The 20,008-nt window shown below is 68.0% G+C and carries 19 protein-coding genes; 6 read left to right on the forward strand and 13 right to left on the reverse strand.

What is annotated here, in order from left to right:
* Positions 1-53 precede the first annotated feature (53 nt).
* Both ychF and ACP159_RS06115 read left to right on the forward strand, forming a co-directional pair.
* Positions 54-1,151 (forward strand): redox-regulated ATPase YchF, encoded by a 1,098-nt coding sequence (gene ychF, locus ACP159_RS06110; protein ID WP_425098769.1) that lies wholly within the window; start codon positions 54-56, stop codon positions 1,149-1,151.
* Positions 1,152-1,538: 387 nt separating this feature from the next.
* Complete coding sequence (locus ACP159_RS06115) at positions 1,539-2,522, forward strand: SLAC1 anion channel family protein (RefSeq protein ID WP_425098770.1); 984 nt, start codon at positions 1,539-1,541, stop codon at positions 2,520-2,522.
* Positions 2,523-2,601: 79 nt separating this feature from the next.
* Here the strand turns inward: ACP159_RS06115 and ACP159_RS06120 are convergent, their stop codons facing one another.
* The 3 genes from ACP159_RS06120 to ACP159_RS06130 are packed head-to-tail and all read right to left on the reverse strand — an operon-like array spanning position 2,602 to position 5,937.
* A complete protein-coding gene (locus tag ACP159_RS06120; RefSeq protein WP_425098771.1) occupies positions 2,602-3,861 on the reverse strand; it encodes an adenylate/guanylate cyclase domain-containing protein in 1,260 nt (419 codons plus the stop codon).
* A gap of 4 nt (positions 3,862-3,865) precedes the next feature.
* Entirely contained in the window at positions 3,866-4,258 is a 393-nt protein-coding gene (locus ACP159_RS06125; protein WP_425098772.1) for a response regulator, read from the reverse strand.
* On the reverse strand, positions 4,255-5,937 hold the full coding sequence (locus tag ACP159_RS06130) for an ATP-binding protein (protein WP_425098773.1): 1,683 nt from the start codon (positions 5,935-5,937) through the stop codon (positions 4,255-4,257). Before ACP159_RS06130 ends, ACP159_RS06125 begins: the two co-directional genes overlap by 4 nt.
* 181 nt (positions 5,938-6,118) lie before the next feature.
* Between ACP159_RS06130 and ACP159_RS06135 the strand changes: the two genes are divergently transcribed.
* Together ACP159_RS06135 and ACP159_RS06140 are read left to right on the forward strand one after the other, a co-directional pair.
* Positions 6,119-7,273, forward strand: a complete 1,155-nt coding sequence (locus ACP159_RS06135; protein WP_425098774.1) for a pepsin-like aspartyl protease — start codon at positions 6,119-6,121, stop codon at positions 7,271-7,273.
* Between the two features lies 1 nt (position 7,274).
* A complete protein-coding gene (locus ACP159_RS06140) occupies positions 7,275-8,111 on the forward strand; it encodes an avidin/streptavidin family protein (protein ID WP_425098775.1) in 837 nt (278 codons plus the stop codon).
* 87 nt (positions 8,112-8,198) lie between these two features.
* Here the strand turns inward: ACP159_RS06140 and lpxK are convergent, their stop codons facing one another.
* From lpxK to rbfA, 7 genes are all read right to left on the reverse strand, one after another.
* Positions 8,199-9,212 carry a tetraacyldisaccharide 4'-kinase gene (gene lpxK, locus ACP159_RS06145; RefSeq protein WP_425098776.1) on the reverse strand — a complete coding sequence of 338 codons (1,014 nt, stop codon included), beginning with the start codon at positions 9,210-9,212 and terminating at the stop codon, positions 8,199-8,201.
* Complete coding sequence (locus tag ACP159_RS06150) at positions 9,212-10,426, reverse strand: 3-deoxy-D-manno-octulosonic acid transferase (protein ID WP_425098777.1); 1,215 nt, start codon at positions 10,424-10,426, stop codon at positions 9,212-9,214. The genes lpxK and ACP159_RS06150 overlap by 1 nt, the downstream gene beginning before the upstream one ends.
* Before the next feature lie 3 nt (positions 10,427-10,429).
* Positions 10,430-10,669, reverse strand: a complete 240-nt coding sequence (locus tag ACP159_RS06155; RefSeq protein WP_425098778.1) for a DUF4170 domain-containing protein — start codon at positions 10,667-10,669, stop codon at positions 10,430-10,432.
* A gap of 246 nt (positions 10,670-10,915) precedes the next feature.
* Positions 10,916-11,689, reverse strand: a complete 774-nt coding sequence (locus tag ACP159_RS06160) for a 3'(2'),5'-bisphosphate nucleotidase CysQ (RefSeq protein ID WP_425098779.1) — start codon at positions 11,687-11,689, stop codon at positions 10,916-10,918.
* Positions 11,676-13,022 (reverse strand): TldD/PmbA family protein, encoded by a 1,347-nt coding sequence (locus tag ACP159_RS06165; RefSeq protein ID WP_425098780.1) that lies wholly within the window; start codon positions 13,020-13,022, stop codon positions 11,676-11,678. Before ACP159_RS06165 ends, ACP159_RS06160 begins: the two co-directional genes overlap by 14 nt.
* 140 nt (positions 13,023-13,162) lie before the next feature.
* A complete protein-coding gene (locus ACP159_RS06170; protein WP_425098781.1) occupies positions 13,163-13,903 on the reverse strand; it encodes a phosphodiester glycosidase family protein in 741 nt (246 codons plus the stop codon).
* Positions 13,900-14,295 (reverse strand): 30S ribosome-binding factor RbfA, encoded by a 396-nt coding sequence (rbfA, locus tag ACP159_RS06175; RefSeq protein WP_425098782.1) that lies wholly within the window; start codon positions 14,293-14,295, stop codon positions 13,900-13,902. Before rbfA ends, ACP159_RS06170 begins: the two co-directional genes overlap by 4 nt.
* A gap of 90 nt (positions 14,296-14,385) precedes the next feature.
* On the opposite strand from rbfA, the gene dapB reads away from it, so the two are divergent.
* Complete coding sequence (dapB, locus tag ACP159_RS06180; protein WP_425098783.1) at positions 14,386-15,198, forward strand: 4-hydroxy-tetrahydrodipicolinate reductase; 813 nt, start codon at positions 14,386-14,388, stop codon at positions 15,196-15,198.
* A 13-nt stretch (positions 15,199-15,211) separates the two neighbouring features.
* Here the strand turns inward: dapB and ACP159_RS06185 are convergent, their stop codons facing one another.
* Together ACP159_RS06185 and ACP159_RS06190 are read right to left on the reverse strand one after the other, a co-directional pair.
* On the reverse strand, positions 15,212-15,970 hold the full coding sequence (locus ACP159_RS06185; protein WP_425098784.1) for a substrate-binding periplasmic protein: 759 nt from the start codon (positions 15,968-15,970) through the stop codon (positions 15,212-15,214).
* A 142-nt stretch (positions 15,971-16,112) separates the two neighbouring features.
* On the reverse strand, positions 16,113-16,736 hold the full coding sequence (locus tag ACP159_RS06190) for a nucleoside triphosphate hydrolase (protein ID WP_425098785.1): 624 nt from the start codon (positions 16,734-16,736) through the stop codon (positions 16,113-16,115).
* Positions 16,737-17,207: 471 nt separating this feature from the next.
* On the opposite strand from ACP159_RS06190, the gene ACP159_RS06195 reads away from it, so the two are divergent.
* Complete coding sequence (locus ACP159_RS06195) at positions 17,208-19,208, forward strand: PIG-L family deacetylase (protein ID WP_425098786.1); 2,001 nt, start codon at positions 17,208-17,210, stop codon at positions 19,206-19,208.
* Positions 19,209-19,535: 327 nt separating this feature from the next.
* Here the strand turns inward: ACP159_RS06195 and ACP159_RS06200 are convergent, their stop codons facing one another.
* Positions 19,536-19,970, reverse strand: coding sequence for a CBS domain-containing protein (locus ACP159_RS06200; RefSeq protein WP_425098787.1), 435 nt, complete (start codon positions 19,968-19,970; stop codon positions 19,536-19,538).
* Between the last annotated feature and the right edge of the window lie 38 nt (positions 19,971-20,008).

The raw sequence follows: 20,008 nt of genomic DNA on the forward strand, positions 1-20,008 counted from the left end.
GACCCCGCCCGGGTTTCAGGCCCTTTGGTTCAGACACGGCAGGAGCGCGGGACATGGGTTTCAAGATGGGTATCGTGGGTCTTCCCAACGTGGGAAAATCGACGCTTTTCAACGCCCTGACCAAGACGGCCAGCGCCCAGGCGGCGAACTTCCCGTTCTGCACCATCGAGCCGAACGTGGGCGAGGTGGCGGTGCCGGATGCGCGGCTCGACACGCTGGCGGGGATTGCCGGATCGAAGCAGATCATCCCGACGCGGATGACCTTCGTCGACATCGCGGGGCTGGTGAAGGGTGCGTCGAAGGGGGAGGGGCTCGGCAACCAGTTCCTCGCCAACATTCGCGAGACCGACGCGATTGCCCATGTGCTGCGCTGTTTCGAGGACGATGACGTGACCCACGTCGATGGCCGCGTCGATCCGGTGGCGGATGCGGAAACCATTGAAACGGAACTGATTATTGCCGACATGGAGTCGCTTGAGAAGCGGCTTCAGAACATCGTGCGCAAGGTGCGGGGCGGCGACAAGGATGCCATCCAGCAGGAGCGGCTGATGAAGATGGCGCTGGCGGCGCTGGAAGAGGGCAAGCCGGCGCGGGTCGTGGAGGTGGACGAGGAGGATGCGAAGCAGTGGAAGATGCTGCAGCTGCTGTCGTCCAAGCCGGTGCTCTACGTCTGCAACGTGGATGAAAGCGAGGCGGCCGAAGGCAATGCGCTGAGCGCGAAGGTCGCCGGGATGGCGGCGGCGCAGGGCAATGCGCATGTGGTGATCTCCGCCAAGATCGAGGAGGAGATCAGCCAGCTGGATGCGGAGGAAGCGGCTGAATTCCTTGAGGAATTGGGGTTGAAGGAGGCGGGTCTGGATCGTTTGATCAAGGCGGGATACGCGCTTTTGAACCTGCAGACCTACTTCACCGTGGGCCCGAAGGAGGCCCGCGCCTGGACCATCCGCAAGGGTACGCTGGCGCCGCAGGCGGCGGGGGTGATCCATGGCGATTTCGAGAAGGGCTTCATTCGGGCGGAGACCATCGCCTATGACGATTACGTCGCGGCGAAGGGCGAGCAGGGGGCCAAGGACGCCGGGAAAATGCGGGCGGAGGGCAAGACCTACACCGTCAAGGACGGCGACGTGCTGCATTTCCTGTTCAACACGTGACGGATAAGTTGCCCCTGCGTTGACGGGGCGCACGGTGGGATTAACGGGGCGTGCGGGGAACCGCGCGCCCTTTGTCTTGTGGTCTTTCCGATTTTGGACACAAGGCTGGAAGGGCGGTGTCCTGCGCTGTGCGACGGGACGGGTGCAGTTTGGTACGATTCGGGCCGAGTTTCGTACAGATTTGATTTTACGGTACCGATACCATCGGCTTTGACCCGCAAAGTGCCGGGGAAATTGGTTAACGGCGCAATTTTTTGGGTATTTGACCCAAGAAGAAGCGAGGGGGGGGACGCGCCACGAGAGGCTGGCGCCGGGTTGATCCATGTCAACGCGGGGCGGGCAAAGATATTCGAGAATTGCGATGTATCTTTGTTGGAGGCCTGCGCGATGTCCGGGACTGTTCATATGGGGGATGTGGCCGAAACGCGGCTGGAGCATTTTCCCGTCACCTTCTTTGCCACCGTCATGGGGCTGGCCGGGCTGACTCTGGCGCTGCATCTGGCGGCGGGGCGGTTCGGGTTCGGCGTGGCGCTGGCGGAAGGGGCGCTGTGGCTGACCATCGCGGATTTCGGTCTGGTCGCGGCGCTCTACGCGGCAAAGGCTCTTCGGCACCGGGCGGCGGTGGTGGCGGAGTGGAACCATCCGGTGAAGCTGGCCTTCTTCCCGGCGATGTCGATTTCGCTCATGCTGATCGGCACGGCGCTGCGCAGCGATTACGTGGAGGCGGCGCGGGTGGTCTGGCTGATCGGGGCGGGGTTGCAGGCGGTGTTGTTCCTGAGCGTCATGTCCGGGTGGATCGGGCGGCGGCCCTTCCAGCCGATGCACATCTCGCCCGCGTGGTTCATCCCGGCGGTGGGCAATATCGTGGCGCCTCTGGCGGGGGTGCCGCTCGGGTATGTGGAACTGAGCTGGCTGTTCTTCGCGACGGGGCTGGTGTTCTGGGTGGTGCTGCTGACGCTGGTGATGAACCGGCTGATCTTTCATGACCCGCTGCCGGGGCGGCTCTATCCGACCCTGGTGATCCTGATCGCGCCGCCGGCGGTGGGGTTCCTGGCGTGGCTGGCGCTGAACGGCGGGTCGCTGGATGCCTTCGCGCGCGTGCTCTATTACGCGGCGGTGAGTTTCGCGGGCATCGTGGTGCTGCAGGTGCCCAGCCTGATGCGGCTGCCGTTTGCGCTGTCGTGGTGGGCGCTGAGTTTTCCGGTGGCGGCGCTGACCGTGGCGACGCTGCGGTTTGCCGCCCTGGCCGGGTCGAACGCGCATGACATGGCGGGCGGGGCGCTTCTGGCGCTGCTGGTTGCGCTGGTCGCGGGGCTGATCTGGCGGACGGGGCAGGCTGTGGCCCGAGGGGACATCTGCCGGCCCGAATGAAACCGTCCCGGCTTCTTCGGCTGGTGGCGTTGGGCCGGACGGCGGAGGCCGGACAAGACCCGTCGACGGGTCTTGTCCGTCAGACCCTGACGTCGATCTCCGGGGTCCAGGTTCCGGCGAGGTGGCGGGCGAGGTGGAAGGCGGCGAGGGCGTCGTCCGGGGTGTCGCCGACCAGCGAGACCAGCAGGGCGCGGGCGGCGGGATCGTCCGTGTGCAGGGCGTCCAGCGCTTCGGCGTAGGTGCTCAGGGCGCTGTCCGTCAGGCCGTCCGGGGCCACGGGTTCGTAACAGCGCAGGGGCTCCGCGCGGCCGCGCAGGCGCAGATCGCCGATGCAGCGGCCGTGGAAGTCCGGCATGGCGTCGGCGGTGGTCCGGGACACGCAGATGCGGGTGCCGAGGACCTTGTTCGCGCCTTCGAGTCGCGAGGCGATGTTCACGGCGTCGCCATAGGCGGCGTAGTCGAAGAACATGTCGCCGCCGAAATTGCCGAGGATCGCCTCGCCGGTGTGCACGCCGATGCGGGTCTTGCCGAGCGGCAGGCCGAGAGCGGTCTGCCGGGCGCGGAAGTCCTGGCAGAAGGCATCGAGGGCCAGGGCGCAGCGGACGGCGGCCCCGGCGTGATCGGGCAGGTCCAGCGGCGCGCCGAAGACCGCGTGCACGCTGTCGCCGATGATCTTCAGCATGGTGCCGCCGTGCTCGAAGATGGTGCGGGTGATGCCGTCGAGGTAGCCGTTGAGCAGGTCGATGACGGGCTGCGGCTCGGAGGTTTCGACGAGGTGCAGGAAGTCCTGCAGGTCGGTGAAGAGGAAGGTGCCGGTGCGGCGCTCGCTTTGCGGGCTGTAGGTCGCGCCGCGCGGTGTCAGGCTCTCGATGACGGCGGGGGAGAAGTAGCGGGCGAGGGTGGCTTCGGCGGCGCGGGCGCGGGCGGCCTCGGCCTGCAGGCCGCGCAGGCGGCGCAGGTGCGCGAGGCATTTGTCCAGCGTGGCGGAGAGGTCGTCGAACTCGATCGGCTTGGTGACGAAGTCGAAGGCCCCGCCGTTCATCGCGGCGCGGATGTTGGGCATGTCGCCATAGGCGCTGACCATGACCACGGCGGGCGGGTCGGGCCGGGCGACCATGTGCGACAGGAAGGTGAGCCCGTCCATGCGCGGCATGTTGATGTCGGAGAAGACCACGTCGATGGGCAGGCGGGCGATGGCCTCCAGCGCCTCGACCCCGTCGCGGGCGAAGTGGAAGCGGTGGCTGCCGGCCTTGATCTGGTGGCGGAACTTCTGCCGGATCAGGCTTTCGATGTCCGGTTCGTCGTCGACGACGAGGATGTCGGGTATGCGGTTCGGCATGGGGTCAGGTGGCGATCACTTGATCGAGGTAGGTTTTGAGGGCCGCGAAGTCGATGGGTTTGGAGAAGATCCGGTCGACACCGTTGGCCTCGGCGCGGGCGCGGGTTTCGTCGTCGTCATAGGCGGTGATCATCGAGATGGTCAGGCGCGGGTGCCGGGGGCGCAGTTCGGCGACGAGATCGAGCCCGGACATGCCGGGCATGTTGATGTCCGACAGCACCAGCACCACCCGGGGCGGCACGTCGCGGGTCATGTGGTCCAGCGCCTCCCGCGCCGAGATGGCGAAATCGAGTTCGAAGCGCCCGGCCCGGAGGTCGCGGCGAAGCTGCTGGCGGAACAGCGGTTCCATGTCGGGCTCGTCGTCGACGACGAGGATCTTGACGGGGGTGGCGGTCACGATGCGGGGTCCTGCGCGATCGGGGTGTCTTCGCGTTGCATGGAGGGAAGGGTGATGACAAAACGGGCCCCCTGGCCCGGATGACTGGTCACGGTGAGGTCGCCGCCGTGCTGGGTGACGACGATGTCGTAGGAGATCGAGAGGCCGAGGCCGGTGCCTTCGCCCGCCGGTTTCGTGGTGTAGAAGGGCGTGAAGATCTGCTCGGCCACGCCGGGCGCCATGCCGGGGCCGTTGTCCGCGATGGTGATTTCGAAGCTGCCGGTCCCGGTGTCGCGGGTGGCGACACGGATCAGCGGGTTGTACGCCGCCTCGCCGGTCAGGCGGCGGGTGTGCGTGGCGTACATGGCGTTGGACATGATGTTGATGAAGACGCGGCTGAGGTCCTGCGGAAAGCACTGCACCGTCGGCAGGTCCTCGGCGTAGTCGGTTGAAATCTCGATGTTGAAGCCGTCGATCTCGGCGCGGGAGGCGTGGAACGACAGTTTCAGCGCCTCGTCGACGATGGCGTTCAGGTTCGCGGTCTGCAGCGTCGAGGGGCCGGAGCGCGAGTGCAGCAGCATGTTGCGCACGATGGTGTCGGCGCGGCGGCCATGGTCCTGGATCTTGCGCAGGTTGCCGGTCACGGTCTCGACGAGGTCGATGGCGTCACGGGCGGTCTCGGCGTCGATCTTCGTGGCGCAGGCGCGCACGAGGTCTTCGAGTTCGGCCAGCAGTTCCTCGGAGAGCGAGGAGAAGTTGTTGACGAAGTTCAGCGGGTTCTTGATCTCATGCGCGATCCCGGCGGTGAGCTGGCCGAGGCTGGCCATCTTTTCCGACTGCACGAGGCGGTCCTGCGTGCGCTGCAGCCGGGTCAGGGTGTTGCGGGCATCGTCGCGGGCGCGGAGGATCTCGCCCTCGCGGGTCTTCAGGGCCTCCACCGCGTGCTTGAGTTCGCGGGTGCGGGCCTCGACCAGGCTTTCGAGGTTGTCGCGAATGCTGCGCAGCTCGGTTTCGTCGGATTTCTGCTTTTGTTGCAGGGTGTTGTAGGCGACGGCGAGATTGCCGATCTCGTCGCGGGTGGTTACGTCCACCGGGATGTAGAGGCTGGTTTCCTGTGCCGCGCCGATGGCCCGGCCGAAGCGCACGAGCGGCTGGCGCACCGCGTATTGCAGCGCCACGAGGGCGGAGACGATCAGCGCCAGCGCCATCAGCGCGGTCACCACCACGGCGCTCTTGACCTGCTGCTGCGTCTCCTGCGCGAGCCGCTCGCGGGTGTAGTGCAGCACGATGTCGCCGATCAGCAGCGGCTGCGGCTGGTCCTGGACGCGGTAGATGCGGGCGCCCTGGCTGAGCAGCTCCGCGCCGCTGGTCTCGCCGATCTGCCCGAGCAGCGCGCCGCGCTCGTCGTGCACGGTGATGCCGACGAGGTCGGGATCGTTGACGATGGCTTCGAGGATCAGGTCGATCTGGCTCTGGTTGAAGTTCCACACCGGCCCGGAGAGCGCCGCGCCCTGGATCTCGGCGAGTTTCGAGATCCGGTCGTCGAGGGCGATCTTGGCGGTCTGCGTGCGCTCGCGTTCCAGCAGAAGGAAGGTCGTCATGGTCACGGCCAGGGTCAGCGGCACCGCGATGGCGAGGAATTTCAGCGTGAGCGAGGCATTGGACCAAAGCCCGATCACGCCTGTTCGCCTGCCTGTCATGCGTGCCGCCGTCCCCGTTGCGGCGCTCTGCGGCGCCTGCGCGTCCCGGCCTGTCTGTCCCGGAACAGACACAGCCCGGATTAAAAAATCCCTGCATTTTGAATACCTAGAAGTTGACCACTCGTAAATGAATCTTCACAAACAGGCGAAAAATAAAACTTAAACGGGAGTGTGAGGGACCATGACCAGCCCAGAATTGCCGATGTCGTTCCGAGTGCCAATGTATGGCGGGCCGTATCAGGACAATGGGGCCTCGCCCTGGTACGCACCGATTTCCGTGGGCACCTCGACGGTGCCGCAGGTGCAGTTCTTCGCGCTCGACACCGGGACGAACATGGATTGGGTCACGTCGACCCAATGCACGACCCATGCCTGCATGATCCACAAGCGCTTCGATCCGTCGCTCTCAAGCACCTTCCAGCCGATCCAGTCGCAGACGGTGACGCTGAGCTATGGCCCATGGGGCAACCTGGAGGCGAACATCGGGACCGATGTGCTGAATCTGCCGGGCGGCCATGCGCAGCGGGCGACCTTTGGTCTGGCGGTGAATTACGGCGGGCCGCAGTTCGAGGAGATCGACTGGAGCGCCTGCCTCGCCTTCCCGTCGCAGGGCACGATGCAATACGGCTTTTCCAACGTGATGCAGGACATGCTGCGGCAGGGGGTGATTTCGCCCTATGCCGGATATGTCTGTTTCGACTGGAACCGGGAGACGCGGACCGGCTCCTGCCTGATCGGCGACGTGGACCTGAGCGGGGTGGACCCGGCGCAGTATATCGTGCTGCCCTTCGACAGCTACACGCCGGTGCCCTCGGTGAATTACATCTGGACCTGCGCCGGGGCCACCGTGACGATCGGTTCGCTGGTGATGGACGACATCTGGCTCTGCCTCGACAGCGGCTCCTCGCGGTTCAAGGGCGGGGTGGAGGTGATCGACCAGATCAAGGCCAACCTCGGCGGCAACACCAACACGCTGACCATCGACGTGGGGCAGGCGCGGGGCGGGGCGCGCGGGCGGATCGTGGTGCCGCCGGAGCTTTACATGCGCACCATCGAGGAGGGCGAGAACAAGGGCCAGACCCTGCCACAGTTCAACGTGCTGGGGGAATTGCCGGGGCTGCTGCTGGTCGGCTCGGTGCTGATGGACTACCTTTATACGATATACGTGTACGATACGGTGAGTGTGGGCGGCGTGGAGACCTTCCAGGCGGCGGGGATGATCATCTTCAACAAGGCGGATGGTCCACCGGTGATCCGGAACGACGGGGCGGAGGCGATCCGCGATGCGGCGCATCTGCGTGCGGTCTTTGACGAAACAGTGCGGGAGAGGGGCTGACATGGCCGGGGAAAGCGCGATCGACGGGACGTGGTACAACGTCTATGGCTCCAAGATGGAGCTTTGGGCGAATCCGGACAACGGGTTCATCATCGGGTCGTATTCCTCGACCACGGGCAGCAGCGGCACCTACCTTGTGCTCGGGGCGTCGCAGGCGAGCGTGGCGCAGCCCGTCGCGGGTGGGAACGGCTTCGCGGTGTCGCTGACCATCGGCTGGTCCTCGACCTCCGGCGGCACGCGCGATCCGAGCTGGAGTTGCGTGTCCGGGCTGGCGGGGCAGATGGTGGTGGACGAGACCGGCGCGGTGGTGCTGTCGCTGATCCACCAGTTCGTTGCGCCGAACGACGTGCCGCTGGGCACCGGCGAGGCCTTCGAGATTGGCATCAGCAGTGACAAGCTGATCTACACCCGTACCCCGCCGGAGGGCGGTGTGGGGACGGAGGATGCGGTCTCGCCCGACCTGCCGGCGGCGTCCGGGGAGATGACGACGTGGACCTGCGTGGAGGACCCGTCGATGTCCTTCGAGGCCAGCGCCGTGTCGACGACCGGCTTCAAGGGCGCGTTCGGCGGGGCCTATACGGCGGCGGGCGGGTCGAACGACCTGCTCGGGCAGGCGGATTGGGACTACCCGCAGGACAAGGCGTATTACCAGGCCTACTGCCTGTCGAGCCTGGTGGAGGACCCCACCTCGGGCAAGCCGATGGCGGTGGCGCTGGCGGGCTGGATCGACCCGGCGACGGGCCTGCTGACGGTGCTGGAGATGCGCTCCGTCGGGACCACCTGGGACACGCGGTATGCCGGGGTGCGGACCCGGGGCCTGACGTTCCGGGCCGGGTGAGGCGGGGCGGCGTCGGACCCGAACTCTTGCAAAGAGTTCGGACCGATTTCTTTGCAAGAAATCGGCGCCCGGTGCAGGCGGCCGGAGTCAGTCCCTGCCGTTTTTGTCCGGCGTCAGCACCCGGTCCAGCGCGTCCTCGAGCGGCTGGTCGTCCGCAATCTCCAGCCGCACCGGCAGGGTCAGCACCTTCATCCGGAACGCGGGCGGCAGGCGGACGGCGTCCTTTTCCGTCGTGACAAGCTGTGCGCCGTGGCGGGCGGCGTCGGTTTCGAGGCGGGTCATCAGCGCCGGGGTCAGCGGCTGGTGATCGTCGAGCGCCTCGCAGGCGCGCAGGTCGGCGCCGAGGTGTCGCAGGGTGGCGAAGAACTTCTCCGGATGGCCGATTCCCGCGAAGGCCAGCGCGGGTAGCCCCTGCCAGTCCATGCCGGTCTGCAGGGGCACCAGTGCGCCGGTGAGGTGCGGCAGCGCGATCCGGTCGCCCCAGGTCCCGGCAAAGCGCAGTTGCGCGGTCTCGCCGCCGATGGAGAGCAGCAGGTCCGCGCGGGCGAGGCCGGTGGCCACGGGCTCACGCAGGGGACCGGCGGGCAGGCAGCGGCCGTTGCCGAAGCCCATGACGGCGTCGACGACGACGAGAGAGAGCGCCTTGGGCAGGGCCGGGTTCTGGAAGCCGTCGTCCATGACAAGCACGTCCGCCCCGGCGGCCTCGGCGGCGCGGGCGGCGGCGGCGCGGTCCTTGCCGATCCAGGCGGGGCAGAAGGCGGCGATCAGCAGCGGCTCGTCGCCGACATCCGTCGCGGTGTGGCTCAGGGGATCGACCCGCACCGGGCCGGTCAGCCTGCCGCCATAGCCGCGCGAGATCACATGCGGTGACAGGCCCCGGGTGATCAGGCGTTGCACGAGGGAGATGACGGTCGGCGTCTTGCCGGTGCCGCCGGCATTGATGTTGCCGACGCAGATCACCGGAATATTCGGGCTGCAGGCCGGGGGCTGCGCCACCCGCCGCGCGGTTGCGCGGGCGGTCAGCGCGGCCAGCGGCGCAAGCAGCCGGGCGCGGAGGTCCGGCGCATCCGGCGGGGTGAACCAGAAGCGGGGCGGGCGCATCAGGAGGCCTCCGCGCGGTCGAGGCGGGCAAAGACGGAGGCGATCACCGTGTCGATCAGTTCCGCCCCGGAGGAGACCACGTCCCAGCCCGCATGCGCCATGGTTGCCGCCTGATCGGGCGCGACGAGGTTGGAGACGGCGGAGGCGAGCGAATCCGCGTCGCGCACGATCCGCGCCGCACCCGCCTCCACCAGCCGCGAGTAGCTGGCGAGATGGCGCGAGACGTTGGGGCCGTAGAGGATGGCGCAGCCGAGGGCCGCCGCCTCGAACGGGTCGGTGCCGCCGTGGCCGGAGGTCAGCGAGCCGCCGAGGAAGGCCAGCGGCGCGGCGCGATACCACAGGCCAAGCTCCTCCGGCCCTTCGGCGAGCAGCACCATGGTGTTGTCGTCCGGCGCCTCGCCCGCGTCCCAGTTGCAGCAGCGCAGCTGTTCGGCGGCGACGGCGCGCGTCAGGGACTCGAAGTCCGTTTCGGCGGCGGGCACCAGGATCAGCAGCAGGCGGTGGGCGAGGCGGACAGCGCGGCGGTGGGCGCGCAGGATGTCGGTGACCTCGTCCGGGCGCACCCGCGCGGCAAGCCAGACCGGACGCCCGGCGAGCACGGCGGCGAGTTCCTCGTGCTGGCCGTCGTCGCAGTCGAGCGGCGTGCCGGTGTCCACCAGCGGCCCGGCGATGTCGATGATGTCGCCGCGCACGCCGATGCGGCGCAGGTGCCGCGCCGCGCCCGAGCCGGGGGCGTGGATGCGGTCGAAGAGCGCCATGACGGCGCCGGTGGGGTCCGGCAGCCAGCGCGGCACGGGCGTGGTCCAGTCACCTTCCTGCGGAGGCAGGGCGATCATGTGGGCCCCGCGGCCCTGCACCGCCTCGATCAGCGCCGGGCGCAACTGGCCCGCCGCCCAGAGGCAGACATCCGGGCGCAGCGCCTCGGCAAAGCGGTCGCAGTCGGAGCCGCGTTCGGCGGGCAGGGGCACGAGGGTCATGCCCGGCGGAGCGCTGCCGGTGCCGGAGAGCAGGATCTGCAGTTCCGGGCGGTGCTGGTGCATGCGGGCGCAGAGGTTGGTCAGCGCACGGCCCTGCGCGTCCCCATCCGCATGTGCCCAGAGCACCGGACCGCCTTCGGGGCGGGTCCAGCTGCGTGCGCTGCCCGGCCCGCCAAAGGCGATCCCCCCGCGCGCATAGGCCAGGTAGGCCTGCAGGCTGAGCGTGCGCGGGGCCAAGGGTCAGCCCAGTTCCTCGGTCGGGGAGACTTCCTTTTCCTCGTCGCGCAGGCGGTGCAGGTGGGCGATGTAATAGCGCATGTGGGCATTGTCGACGGTGCGTTGCGCCGCGGCCTTCCAGGCGTTGAAGGCGGTTTCGTAGTTCGGGAAGATGCCGACGATGTCGAGCGCGTCGACGTCGCGGAAGACCGATTTCGACGGGTCGACCAGTTCGCCGCCGAAGACGAGGTGAAGGCGTTGCATCCGGGCTCCTTTTGGGTGTGGCGTAGGCGTTGCGGCAGGTTAGCGGGTTTCCGCCGAGGCTTGAACCGCTTTTCGCGGGTGCGGCGATTGGGGGCGGTTCAGGGGTTGGCGGGGGCGCAGGGTCGCCCGGCCTGCGGCCGCGCGATTGGGGCTCCGCCCCAAACCCGGAGGTATTTGAGGACCAAAGAAGGGCAGGGCGCGCCGGGGCTTCGTGTCCGATTTCTTCGGCGGGCCGCCGCGGCGCGATCAGATCAGCCGGTCGAGCAGCAAAGCGTGCAGGGCAGGGTTGGCGGCGAGGACTCCGTTGGTCTGGGGGACGGGGTTGTTGAAGCGCAGCGGCGCCCCGTGGCGGTCGGTGACGCGGGCGCCGGATTCGGTGAGGATCAGCGTGCCGGAGGCGATGTCCCATTCCCACGTCGGGCGGAAGGTGACCATGGCGTCGTAGCGCCCCTCGGCGACGAGGCTGAGGCGGTAGGCGAGGCTGGGGCGGTGGCTGCGCTTGATCTCGGGGACGCCGCGCGGCCAGTGCGCGGGATCGAGGCTGGGACGGGTGGCGAGGATTGTGGCCGCGCCGAGGGTGGCGGTGCGGCCGGTGGCGATGGGCGCACCGTTGAGGCGGGCACCGTTGCCGAGGCTGGCGCTGTAGAGCCGGTCCTTCGCGGGCAGGTAGACCACGGCGGCCGTGGCGATGCCGTTCTCGACCACCGCAATCGCGTGGGCCCAATGGTCCGAGCCTTCGATGAAGCTGCGCGTGCCGTCGATGGGATCGACGATGAAGAGGGTGCCGGCGTCGAGGCGGGCAGGGTCATCGGCGCTTTCCTCCGAGAGCCAGCCGTAGTCCGAGCGGGCGCTCCGCAGCCTGTCCTCCAGCAGCGCGTTGACGGCGAGGTCGGCCTTGGTGACCGGACCTGCACCGTCGTCCTTTTCACGGACCTTGAGGTCCGTGCCGACGTGGGACAGGGCCTCCTTGCCCGCCGCGCGGGCAGCGTCGATCAGCAGCGTGAGGTCACTCGCCCGCAAGGGTCAGCCCTTCGACCAGCAGCGAGGGGACGACCCGGCTGAGGTAGGGGCGGGCGTCGTTGGCGGGGATGAGCGTGCGCAGCATCTCGCGCAGGTTGCCCGCCACCGTGACGCCGGAAACCGGGCCGGTGATCTCGCCGTTCTGCACCCAGAGCCCCGCCGCCCCGCGCGAGTAGTCGCCGGTGTTGGCGTTGATCGTGGAGCCGATCATGGAGGTGACGATGAGGCCCGTGCCCATCTGCGCGATGAGATCCTCGCGAGATGCGTCGCCCTGCGTGAGCGCGAGGTTCCAGGCGGTCGGCGAGGGGCCGGAGCCGGCGCTGCGGGCGGCGTTGCCGGTGGGCGAAAGGCCGAGTTTGCGTGCGTTGGCCAGGTCGAGGGTCCAGCTGCGCAGGATGCCGTCTTCGACGATGGCACGTTTGCGGGTGGGCAGGCCCTCGGCGTCGAAGGGGCGGGAGCCGGATGCGCGGGGGCGGTGCGGGTCCTCGATCAGCGACAGACCCTTGGGCAGGACCTGCTCGCCCATGGCCTTCATCAGCCAGCTGGCCCCCCGGGCCACGGCGGCGCCATTGGCGGCGGCCATGAGGTGACCGATCAGGGAGGCCGAGATGCGCTCGTCGAAGAGCACCGGGTAGGCGCCGGTCTTCGGCTTGCCTGGCTTGAGGCGGGCGAGGGTGCGCATCGCGGCGGACTGGCCGATGTCCTCGGGCGAGCGCAGGTCGGCCTGAAAGGTGCGGCTGTCGCCGTCGTAGTCGCGCTCCATGCCGAGGCCGGTCCCGGCGATGGCGACGCAGGAGGTGCTGCGCGAGGTGCGGGCGTAGCCGCCCTCGAAGCCGTTGGAGGCGGCGATCCAGACGGAGCGTGCGGAGTAGCTGGCGGAGGCGGATTGCACCTGCGTGATGCCGTCATGGGAGAGCGCGGCGGCCTCGGCGCGGCGGGCGTCCTCTTCGAGGGTCTTTGGCGCGGGCTCGGGCGTATCGTCGGCGAGTTCGAGCGCGGCAATGTCCCATTGGGTGGCCAACTGCGCGGGGTCGGCGAGACCGGCGTAGGGGTCCTCTGGCGCTTCCTTCGCCATGGCGACGGCGCGGGTGGCCATGGCCTCGATGGTGCGCTCCGAGGTGTCGGAGGCGGAGACGATGGCGCTGCGCTGCCCGACGAAGACGCGCAGGCCGATGTCGCTGCCCTCGGCCCGCTCCGCCTGCTCCAGGGTGCCCGCCCGCACGTCGATGGAGACGGCGGTGCCGGTGAGGGCGATGGCGTCGGCGCTGTCGGCCCCGGCGGCCTTCGCGGCCTTGAGAAGCGATGCGGTCAGGTCCTGTGGCGAAAGCGGCATGGGGGCTCCGGTCGGTCACTTGGGTTTCGACCGAGGTAGGCTGGAAGCCGCCCATGTGCAAGGGTGAAGCGGTTCGGGCGGGGTGGGGCAAAACTCTTGCCAAGAGTTTTGCAAATTGCTTGCAAGCAATTTGGCCCGCGTTACTCGGAGGTCACCGCCACGATGGGACCCATGGCGCGGCCAAGGTCGGCGCGGTTCAGGGAGGGGGCGTAGAGGCGCGAGACATTGCCGTCGAGGAACAGCGCGTTGGGCAGCTTCAGCCCGTCGCGGAACAGCCGGGCGAACTCGTAGAAGCTGACGGCGGTTTCCGAGATGGCGAAGACCGCGCGTTTGCCGTCCGCCGAGGTACCGACGCCGTTGCGGATGTAGCGCGAGGTGCTGTCCGGCAGGAACCGCGGGTGCAATTCGCCGTCGATCACCAGCATCGGCCCGGATTGCGTGGCGTAGCGGCAGGTCGGGCGGCGTTGCAGGTAGTCGCGGGTCTCGATCACGAAGGCGCGGCGGGGCTGGATGCACAGCAGCCCGTTGGGCAGCAGGCCGAAGTTGCCGGGGCCGGGAGTCGGGATGACGCGCATCCGCTCGGTGCCGTCCTCGATGTAATGGCCCACGGGCGCGCGGTCCTCGTGGTACATGCCGCCGTTCATCGCGAAGAGCAGCGTCTTGCCCTGCGATTCCAGTGCCGATTCGAGCGTCGAGAAGTCGCCGTAGGGGGTGCCGTTCGCATCGTCGAGGAACAGCCGCAGGTGGTCCTGCGCCGGGATCACCTCGCAGATCGCATAGCGGTGGTCTTCGTAGCGGACGGTCTTGCACGACAGCGCCCTGGCCTGCCCGGCCACCGTGCCGGCCAGCAGCGCGAGGGCCGTCGCCAGCAGCCGCCTCACTTCTCCAGATCGCGGCGGACCGCGTCCTGCGACATCAGCCGCCGATGCTCGTCCAGCTGATCGAAGGTGTCGTCGAGGCGGAAGTGCAGCTGCGGCGTGTGCTTGATCGTCATGCCCTTGGACATGAGATGCCGCAGCTCGCCGCGGTGCCTGTGCAGGAGTTCGAACATCTCGTCCTGACCCTTGCCGCCGAGCGGCACGACATAGGCCGTCGCGATGCGCAGGTCGGGCGAGACGCGGACCTCGCCGACGGTGATCGACATCCGGTTCAGGTCCGGGTCGTGGATCTCGCCCCGGGCGAGGATTTCCGACAGGCGCCGGCGCAGGAGTTCGCCGACGCGCCGCTGACGCTGGGACTGACCGGGACCTTCGGGGATTCTGTTCTGTGCCATGCGTGACGATGTAAGCCGGTTGATCGGCTTTGCCAAGCGGGCGGCGGCGCGGTAAGGACGACGCAAACGCGTAGTGAACGGAGAATGACCATGACCGATCTGCCGGGTGTAGTGATCACGGGGGTATCTGGCCGGATGGGCCAGATGCTGGCGCGCGAGGTGCTGGCCAGTGACAAGCTCAGGCTGGCGGGCGGCGTCGAGCGGTCGGGCCATGCCTGGATCGGGCGCGACCTGGGCGAATGCATGGGCGGCGCGGCGAACGGCGTGATGGTGAGCGACGATCCGCTGGAGGCGTTTTCGCGGGCGCAGGCGGTGATCGACTTCACCGCGCCCGCCGCGACGGTGGGGTTCGCCGAACTGGCGGCGCAGGCGCGGGCGGTGCATGTGATCGGCACGACCGGCCTGTCGGAGGACGACCTGCACAAGATCAAGGCCGCCGCGCGTCATGCGGTGGTCGTGCGGGCCGGGAACATGAGCCTGGGCGTGAACCTGCTGACGCAGGTGACGCGGCAGGTGGCGGCGGCGCTGGATGCGGATTGGGACATCGAGATCGTCGAGTCGCATCATCACCACAAGGTCGACGCGCCCTCCGGCACGGCGCTGATGCTGGGCGAGGCGGCGGCGGAGGGGCGGGGCGTGTCCCTGTCCGATGTTTCCGACCGGGGCCGCGACGGCATCACCGGCGCGCGCAAGCGCGGCGACATCGGGTTCCACGCCATTCGTGGCGGCGACATCGTGGGCGAACACGAGGTGATCTTTGCCTCGCCCGGCGAGCGCATCGTGATCAAGCATATCGCCTCGGACCGGGCGCTGTTTGCGCGGGGCGCCCTGAAGGCGGCGCTCTGGGGGCAGGACAAGGCACCGGGCGAATATGACATGCTCGACGTGCTGGGTCTGAAATAGGCCGCCCCGGCCGTCACTCCACCGTCGGAATTTCCAGCCCGTAGTGGGTGTAGAGCTCGGCCAGCCGCCCGGATTTGGCCAGCTCCCGCGTGCCTGCCTCGTAAATCTCGCGCAGCTGGTTGCCGCGCGGGGTGTCGGGGAAGAGCATGTAGAGCCGGGTGGAGGCGATGGTGGAAATCTCCCAGTCGTCCGGGTCGATGTCGAACCGCGTGTCGGAGGCGTTCGCCACGTCGAGGTTGGCTTCTCCGGTGGCGCGGAACTTCTCCAGCGGCAGGCGCAGGTCGACATAGGCGTCGATGCGGCCCGAAACCAGAAGCTTGGCGGCCTGCGACCGGCTGTCGACCTCGTTCAGATCCTCGCCCAGCGTCGCGCTGACCTGTGGGGCAGTGGCAACGCGCAGGTCCTTGAGCTGCTCGGGGCTGTGAAGGGATAGGCCGCTGTCCTTGCGGTACATGGCGGCGAAGGTGGTCTCGTAGATCGGCACATCCGCGAAATTGCGGTCGTCGCGGCGGAAGCCACCGGTGAAATCCGCCTCGCCGCGCTCGACCAGCGCCACGGCGCGGTTCATCGGAACGGTCTGGCGGTGCACGGTGATGCCTTTCGCCCCGAATATCTCGTTCAGCAGGTCGTTGTAGATGCCGCTGCCATCCGCATCGGTGAAGCCGGTCCATTCCGGCGTCGCGTGCAGCACGTCGGTGATGTCCTCCGCCGGGGCGGCCGCCGCGGCAAAGCAGGCCGCCACCACCGCGCAAACCGCAAGTATCCGGCGCATGTCTCGTCCCTTCTGCAATGTCCCCGCGTGCCAGTTTAGAGCCGACGCGCGGGGTGTGCTACAGGGCTCAGCCTGTGGATGTCGGAAATCTTTTGCACTTGCCCTGTGGTACACGGAGGCCGGCACGCGGCGGGGCCGTCCGTCAGGTCAGGGTCAGGTCGGCTCCGGCAAAGTTCTGGGCGACACGCAGGGCGTTGGGCAGATCGTTCGACTCCGCCTTGGCGCGGGCGATGGTCATGTCATAGCCAAAGCCGATCCAGCGCGAGATCAGCCGCCGTTCCAGCTCGGTTTCCGGCACGTCGAGAAACACGGTCAGGTCCCAGAAGTCCCGAAGCCCGGTCCAGGGGGCCTCGTCGAGCAACAGGTAGTTGCCCTCAACCACCACGATAGGGGTGTCCGGTCCGATTTCGGCGGCCCCGGCGATGGCTTCCTCGCGGGAGCGGTCGAAGACCGGGAGGAAGACCGTCTCTCCGGCGCGAATCCGCTCCAGCGCCGAGCGCAGCCCGCCGAAATCGAAGGTTTCCGGCGCGCCCTTGCGTGGCAGCAGGCCCTTGGCCTCCAGCAGGCGGTTGTCGAGATGAAAGCCATCCATCGGCATGAGCACCGCCGGAACGTCGTCGGCGCGCAGGGCGGCGACCACCGCCTCGGCGAGCGTGGACTTGCCGGACCCCGGTGCGCCGGCGATGGCAATCATCTGTCGCCCGTCGCGCAACGGCATCCCTGCGATGCGCTGGTGCAACGCCGCAGCGTTCCTGGTTACTGACATTCTTACCCTCGTTCTGTTCACATAGTGTGACGCAGCCCTGTCACCCTGCCAAGCGGATGGACGATCCGCCTGCGGTTTTGGGCCAAACTGTGCTCATGGCGGCAGCAATCCCGCCTCAGGCGTTCCGTTGTCGCCCGCTGCGGCGGGTTCATCCGGTGCCGAATCACGGCCCGGGCGGCGGTTTGCCCGAATTATGACCCTGACATGGCAATGCGGAGGGCGGCAGGGGTTTGCGCCGAAAAGGTTAACGCAAGGTAAGCCTATGTCCCCTCGCAACAAATCGGATTGCTTCGAAACCGGAAACGCAGCTTTTCGGGAGTTGCGACAGCAAATCCGTGCAATTTCCGCGCGGCTGGGTTTTTAATCAATCACAGATTGAAGTGCCGCTTTTGTCCTTTGGGCAGGGGTGGGTTACGGGGTCGTCTGCGGTGCCTGATGCGCGGCGGCCCACTGTTTTGAACGGGATATGGCATGCCTCCGATTGATCCCCTGGCGCCTTACGACGGCGCCGACATTGACGGTGCCTTCACGCTGACCGTCACCGTGCGCTTCGACGACCTGCAGGCAGAGGCCTGGCAGACCGTCTTCGACTTCGGCACGGCGACGGCGGCGAACAACATCAGCCTGATGCAGTGGGGCACCACGAACGACCTGCTGTTCTATATCTATCAGGACGGGCAGGCGTATCGGCTGATCGCGGAGAATGCCATCGTGGAAGGGCAGGAACAGACCTTCCAGGTGGGTGTGCAGGACGATGGCACGATGTGGATCGGCGACGCGGGCGGCGTGATCGTCGAGATGGACGCGGTGGTTCCGCTGGACATCGCGCGCAGCAGCCAGCTGATCGGCATGACCGACTGGAGTGGCGGCGGCACGCTCGACGGGGCGGTGCTGGATTTCGAGATCGTCAATGCCGGTGCGCCGCAGCCCGACCCCGATCCTGCCCCCGCGCCCGACCCGGTGCCTGTCCCCGACCCGGTGCCTGTCCCCGATCCGGTGGACCCTGGCCCGGGCGAGACCGGCGGGGTGTTCGAGATCGACGCGGTGGCGCGGTTCGACGACATCCAGGGTGGGTACTGGCAGCGGGTGTACGACTTCGGCGACGGACCGGAGAGCAACAACATCCTGATGGGCCAGGTGGAGAACACCGCCGACATGATGCTGGAGATCTGGCAGGACGGGCAGGCCTATCGGGTGGTGGCGGAGAACGCCATCGTGCAGGGCGAGGAGGCGGTCTGGACCTCCGGTGTCGAGGCCGACGGCACGATGTACATCGAGAAGGACGGCGTGCGTCTGGCGGAGGCGCAGGGCGTGGTGCCCGAGGTTGCGGTTCGCGAAAACATGCTCGTGGGCGAGAGCAACTGGCCCGACGACACGCCGCTGATCGGGGATGTGTCTCAGATCGTGGTGGATGGCAGCGGGATGGATCCGCTTGACCCGGTCGATCCGGTTGACCCAGTGGACCCGGCCGATCCTGTGGAGCCGGTTGACCCAGTGGACCCGGTCGATCCGGTCGATCCCGGCACGCCGGGGCCGGTCTTTGCGGCGGGAGAGATGTTCATCGTCGCGCATCAGGACGACGACCTGCTGTTCATGAACCCGACGCTTCTGGACCAGGTGCAGTCCGGCGATCCGGTGACCACGGTCTACCTCACGGCGGGCGACGCCGGGGAGGGGGCGGACTACTGGGAGGCCCGCGAGGACGGCGAGAAGGCGGCCTATGCGGAGATGGCGGGAGTCCCGAACACTTGGGTCGACGAGACGGTCGACGTGACCTGGGGCGGAGAGACCCACGCGGTGCAGAGCGCCTACCTCGCCGACGCGCCCCAGATCCGGCTCTACTTCCTGCGCACCCCGGACGGCTTCGGCGACGGCAGCGGCTCGGACACCTACGGCCAGGAGAGTCTCGAACAGCTTTACGACGGCGAGATCGCCGAGGTGACAACCGTGGACGGCGCCGAGAGTTACACGGCGGACGGGCTGACCGGCGCGCTGACCGGGCTGATGGAGCTGCACCAGCCGGGGCAGATCCATATTCAGGACCACGAGAGCGAGCACACCGACCTCGAGCATTCCGACCACGTGCATTCGGCACTTTTCGCTTCCGATGCGGCAGAGGCGTACAACGGAGACTTCACCCTGACGAGTTACCTCGGCTATGCCACCTGGGGCTACGAGGAGAACGTCGAGGGAGACGAACTCGATGCGGTGCGGGCGGCGTTCCTCGAATATGCCGCCTTCGATCCCAAGGTCTTTGCGCCCGGTGGCCTGCTGATCGACGCCTACCAGGAATGGATGATGCGCGAGTATGTCGGCACGGAATACACGTTCCAGCAGGCGGACCCGCCGGAGCCGGCCGCGGTCGACGCGATGCAGGCGCTGATGACGGATGTGTCGGTGTACGAGCTGGACGCGGAGGCCGCGCTGCTGGACGAGGAAGAGCCGGAGGCGGAGCCGGACGGTCTGGCCTGAGAGGGGTCTTTGGGCGGTCAGGGCCCCACCCCGACCCTCCCCACCGGGGAGGGGGCCCCCGTCCCATGAAGAGCGTCTCGGGAGATCATGGCCGACAGTGCTGCCGGGTCTCCCTCCCCTTTGGGGAGGGTCGGGGTGGGGGAGGGCCGGTATCGTGGTGTCCCGGGACAAAGGTCCCGGACCGCCTCCTGATCCGGTCTCGCCGCTGAGTCCCGTGGCTTAGGGTTGCGGCCCACGCGGTCAAGGGTCTGATGACCGCGTCCGGCGCGGCGCGATCGCGGCCACCTCCGGCAGGGTGCTGCCCGTGGGTCCGGCCCGATGCGGGCGTCAGACGCTGCGCAGGCCGCAGGCGGGCTTCTGCGGGCCGCGCAGGATCTGTGCGGCTCTCTCGCCACTGTCGAGACGCGCGATGTCGGTCAGGGAGATCACCCCGACGAGGTAGCCGAGGCTGTCACAGACCGGCACCCGGCGCAGGCTGTAGCTGGCCATCATCCCGACGATCTCGTCCAGCGGCGTGTTCGGCGTCGCCTGATGCGCTTTCTGCGTGGCCAGGGACTTGATCGGATCGAAGGGTTCGAGCCCGCCGCCGCGCATGCCGCGGATCAGGATGTCGCGGTCGGTGACGACACCGCAGAGCCAGCCGTCACGGACGAGCGGCAGGAAGCCGATATCGTGGCGCACCATGAGGGCGATGGCTTCGTTGATAGTGGCGTCGTGCTGGATCTTGACGACCGGGCTGGTCATGATGTCGTGGGCGAGCATGGTCTGTCTGTCTGGTGCCGTGCCATGACGGAATGTCG

The organism is Tropicibacter sp. S64, assembly GCF_049803835.1.
Taxonomy (GTDB): Bacteria; Pseudomonadota; Alphaproteobacteria; order Rhodobacterales; family Rhodobacteraceae; genus Pacificoceanicola.

Bases quoted from the DNA above. Each gene is read 5' to 3' on its own strand.
- rbfA (WP_425098782.1), bottom strand. From the start codon at position 14,295: ATGGCACAGAACAGAATCCCCGAAGGTCCCGGTCAGTCCCAGCGTCAG.
- ACP159_RS06120 (WP_425098771.1), bottom strand. From the start codon at position 3,861: ATGCCGAACCGCATACCCGACATCCTCGTCGTCGACGACGAACCGGAC.
- ACP159_RS06155 (WP_425098778.1), bottom strand. From the start codon at position 10,669: ATGCAACGCCTTCACCTCGTCTTCGGCGGCGAACTGGTCGACCCGTCG.
- ACP159_RS06200 (WP_425098787.1), bottom strand. From the start codon at position 19,970: ATGCTCGCCCACGACATCATGACCAGCCCGGTCGTCAAGATCCAGCAC.
- ACP159_RS06115 (WP_425098770.1), top strand. From the start codon at position 1,539: ATGTCCGGGACTGTTCATATGGGGGATGTGGCCGAAACGCGGCTGGAG.
- ACP159_RS06140 (WP_425098775.1), top strand. From the start codon at position 7,275: ATGGCCGGGGAAAGCGCGATCGACGGGACGTGGTACAACGTCTATGGC.
- ACP159_RS06135 (WP_425098774.1), top strand. From the start codon at position 6,119: ATGACCAGCCCAGAATTGCCGATGTCGTTCCGAGTGCCAATGTATGGC.
- ACP159_RS06190 (WP_425098785.1), bottom strand. From the start codon at position 16,736: ATGTCAGTAACCAGGAACGCTGCGGCGTTGCACCAGCGCATCGCAGGG.
- ACP159_RS06165 (WP_425098780.1), bottom strand. From the start codon at position 13,022: ATGCCGCTTTCGCCACAGGACCTGACCGCATCGCTTCTCAAGGCCGCG.
- ACP159_RS06130 (WP_425098773.1), bottom strand. From the start codon at position 5,937: ATGACAGGCAGGCGAACAGGCGTGATCGGGCTTTGGTCCAATGCCTCG.
- ACP159_RS06185 (WP_425098784.1), bottom strand. From the start codon at position 15,970: ATGCGCCGGATACTTGCGGTTTGCGCGGTGGTGGCGGCCTGCTTTGCC.
- ACP159_RS06195 (WP_425098786.1), top strand. From the start codon at position 17,208: ATGCCTCCGATTGATCCCCTGGCGCCTTACGACGGCGCCGACATTGAC.
- lpxK (WP_425098776.1), bottom strand. From the start codon at position 9,212: ATGCGCCCGCCCCGCTTCTGGTTCACCCCGCCGGATGCGCCGGACCTC.
- dapB (WP_425098783.1), top strand. From the start codon at position 14,386: ATGACCGATCTGCCGGGTGTAGTGATCACGGGGGTATCTGGCCGGATG.
- ychF (WP_425098769.1), top strand. From the start codon at position 54: ATGGGTTTCAAGATGGGTATCGTGGGTCTTCCCAACGTGGGAAAATCG.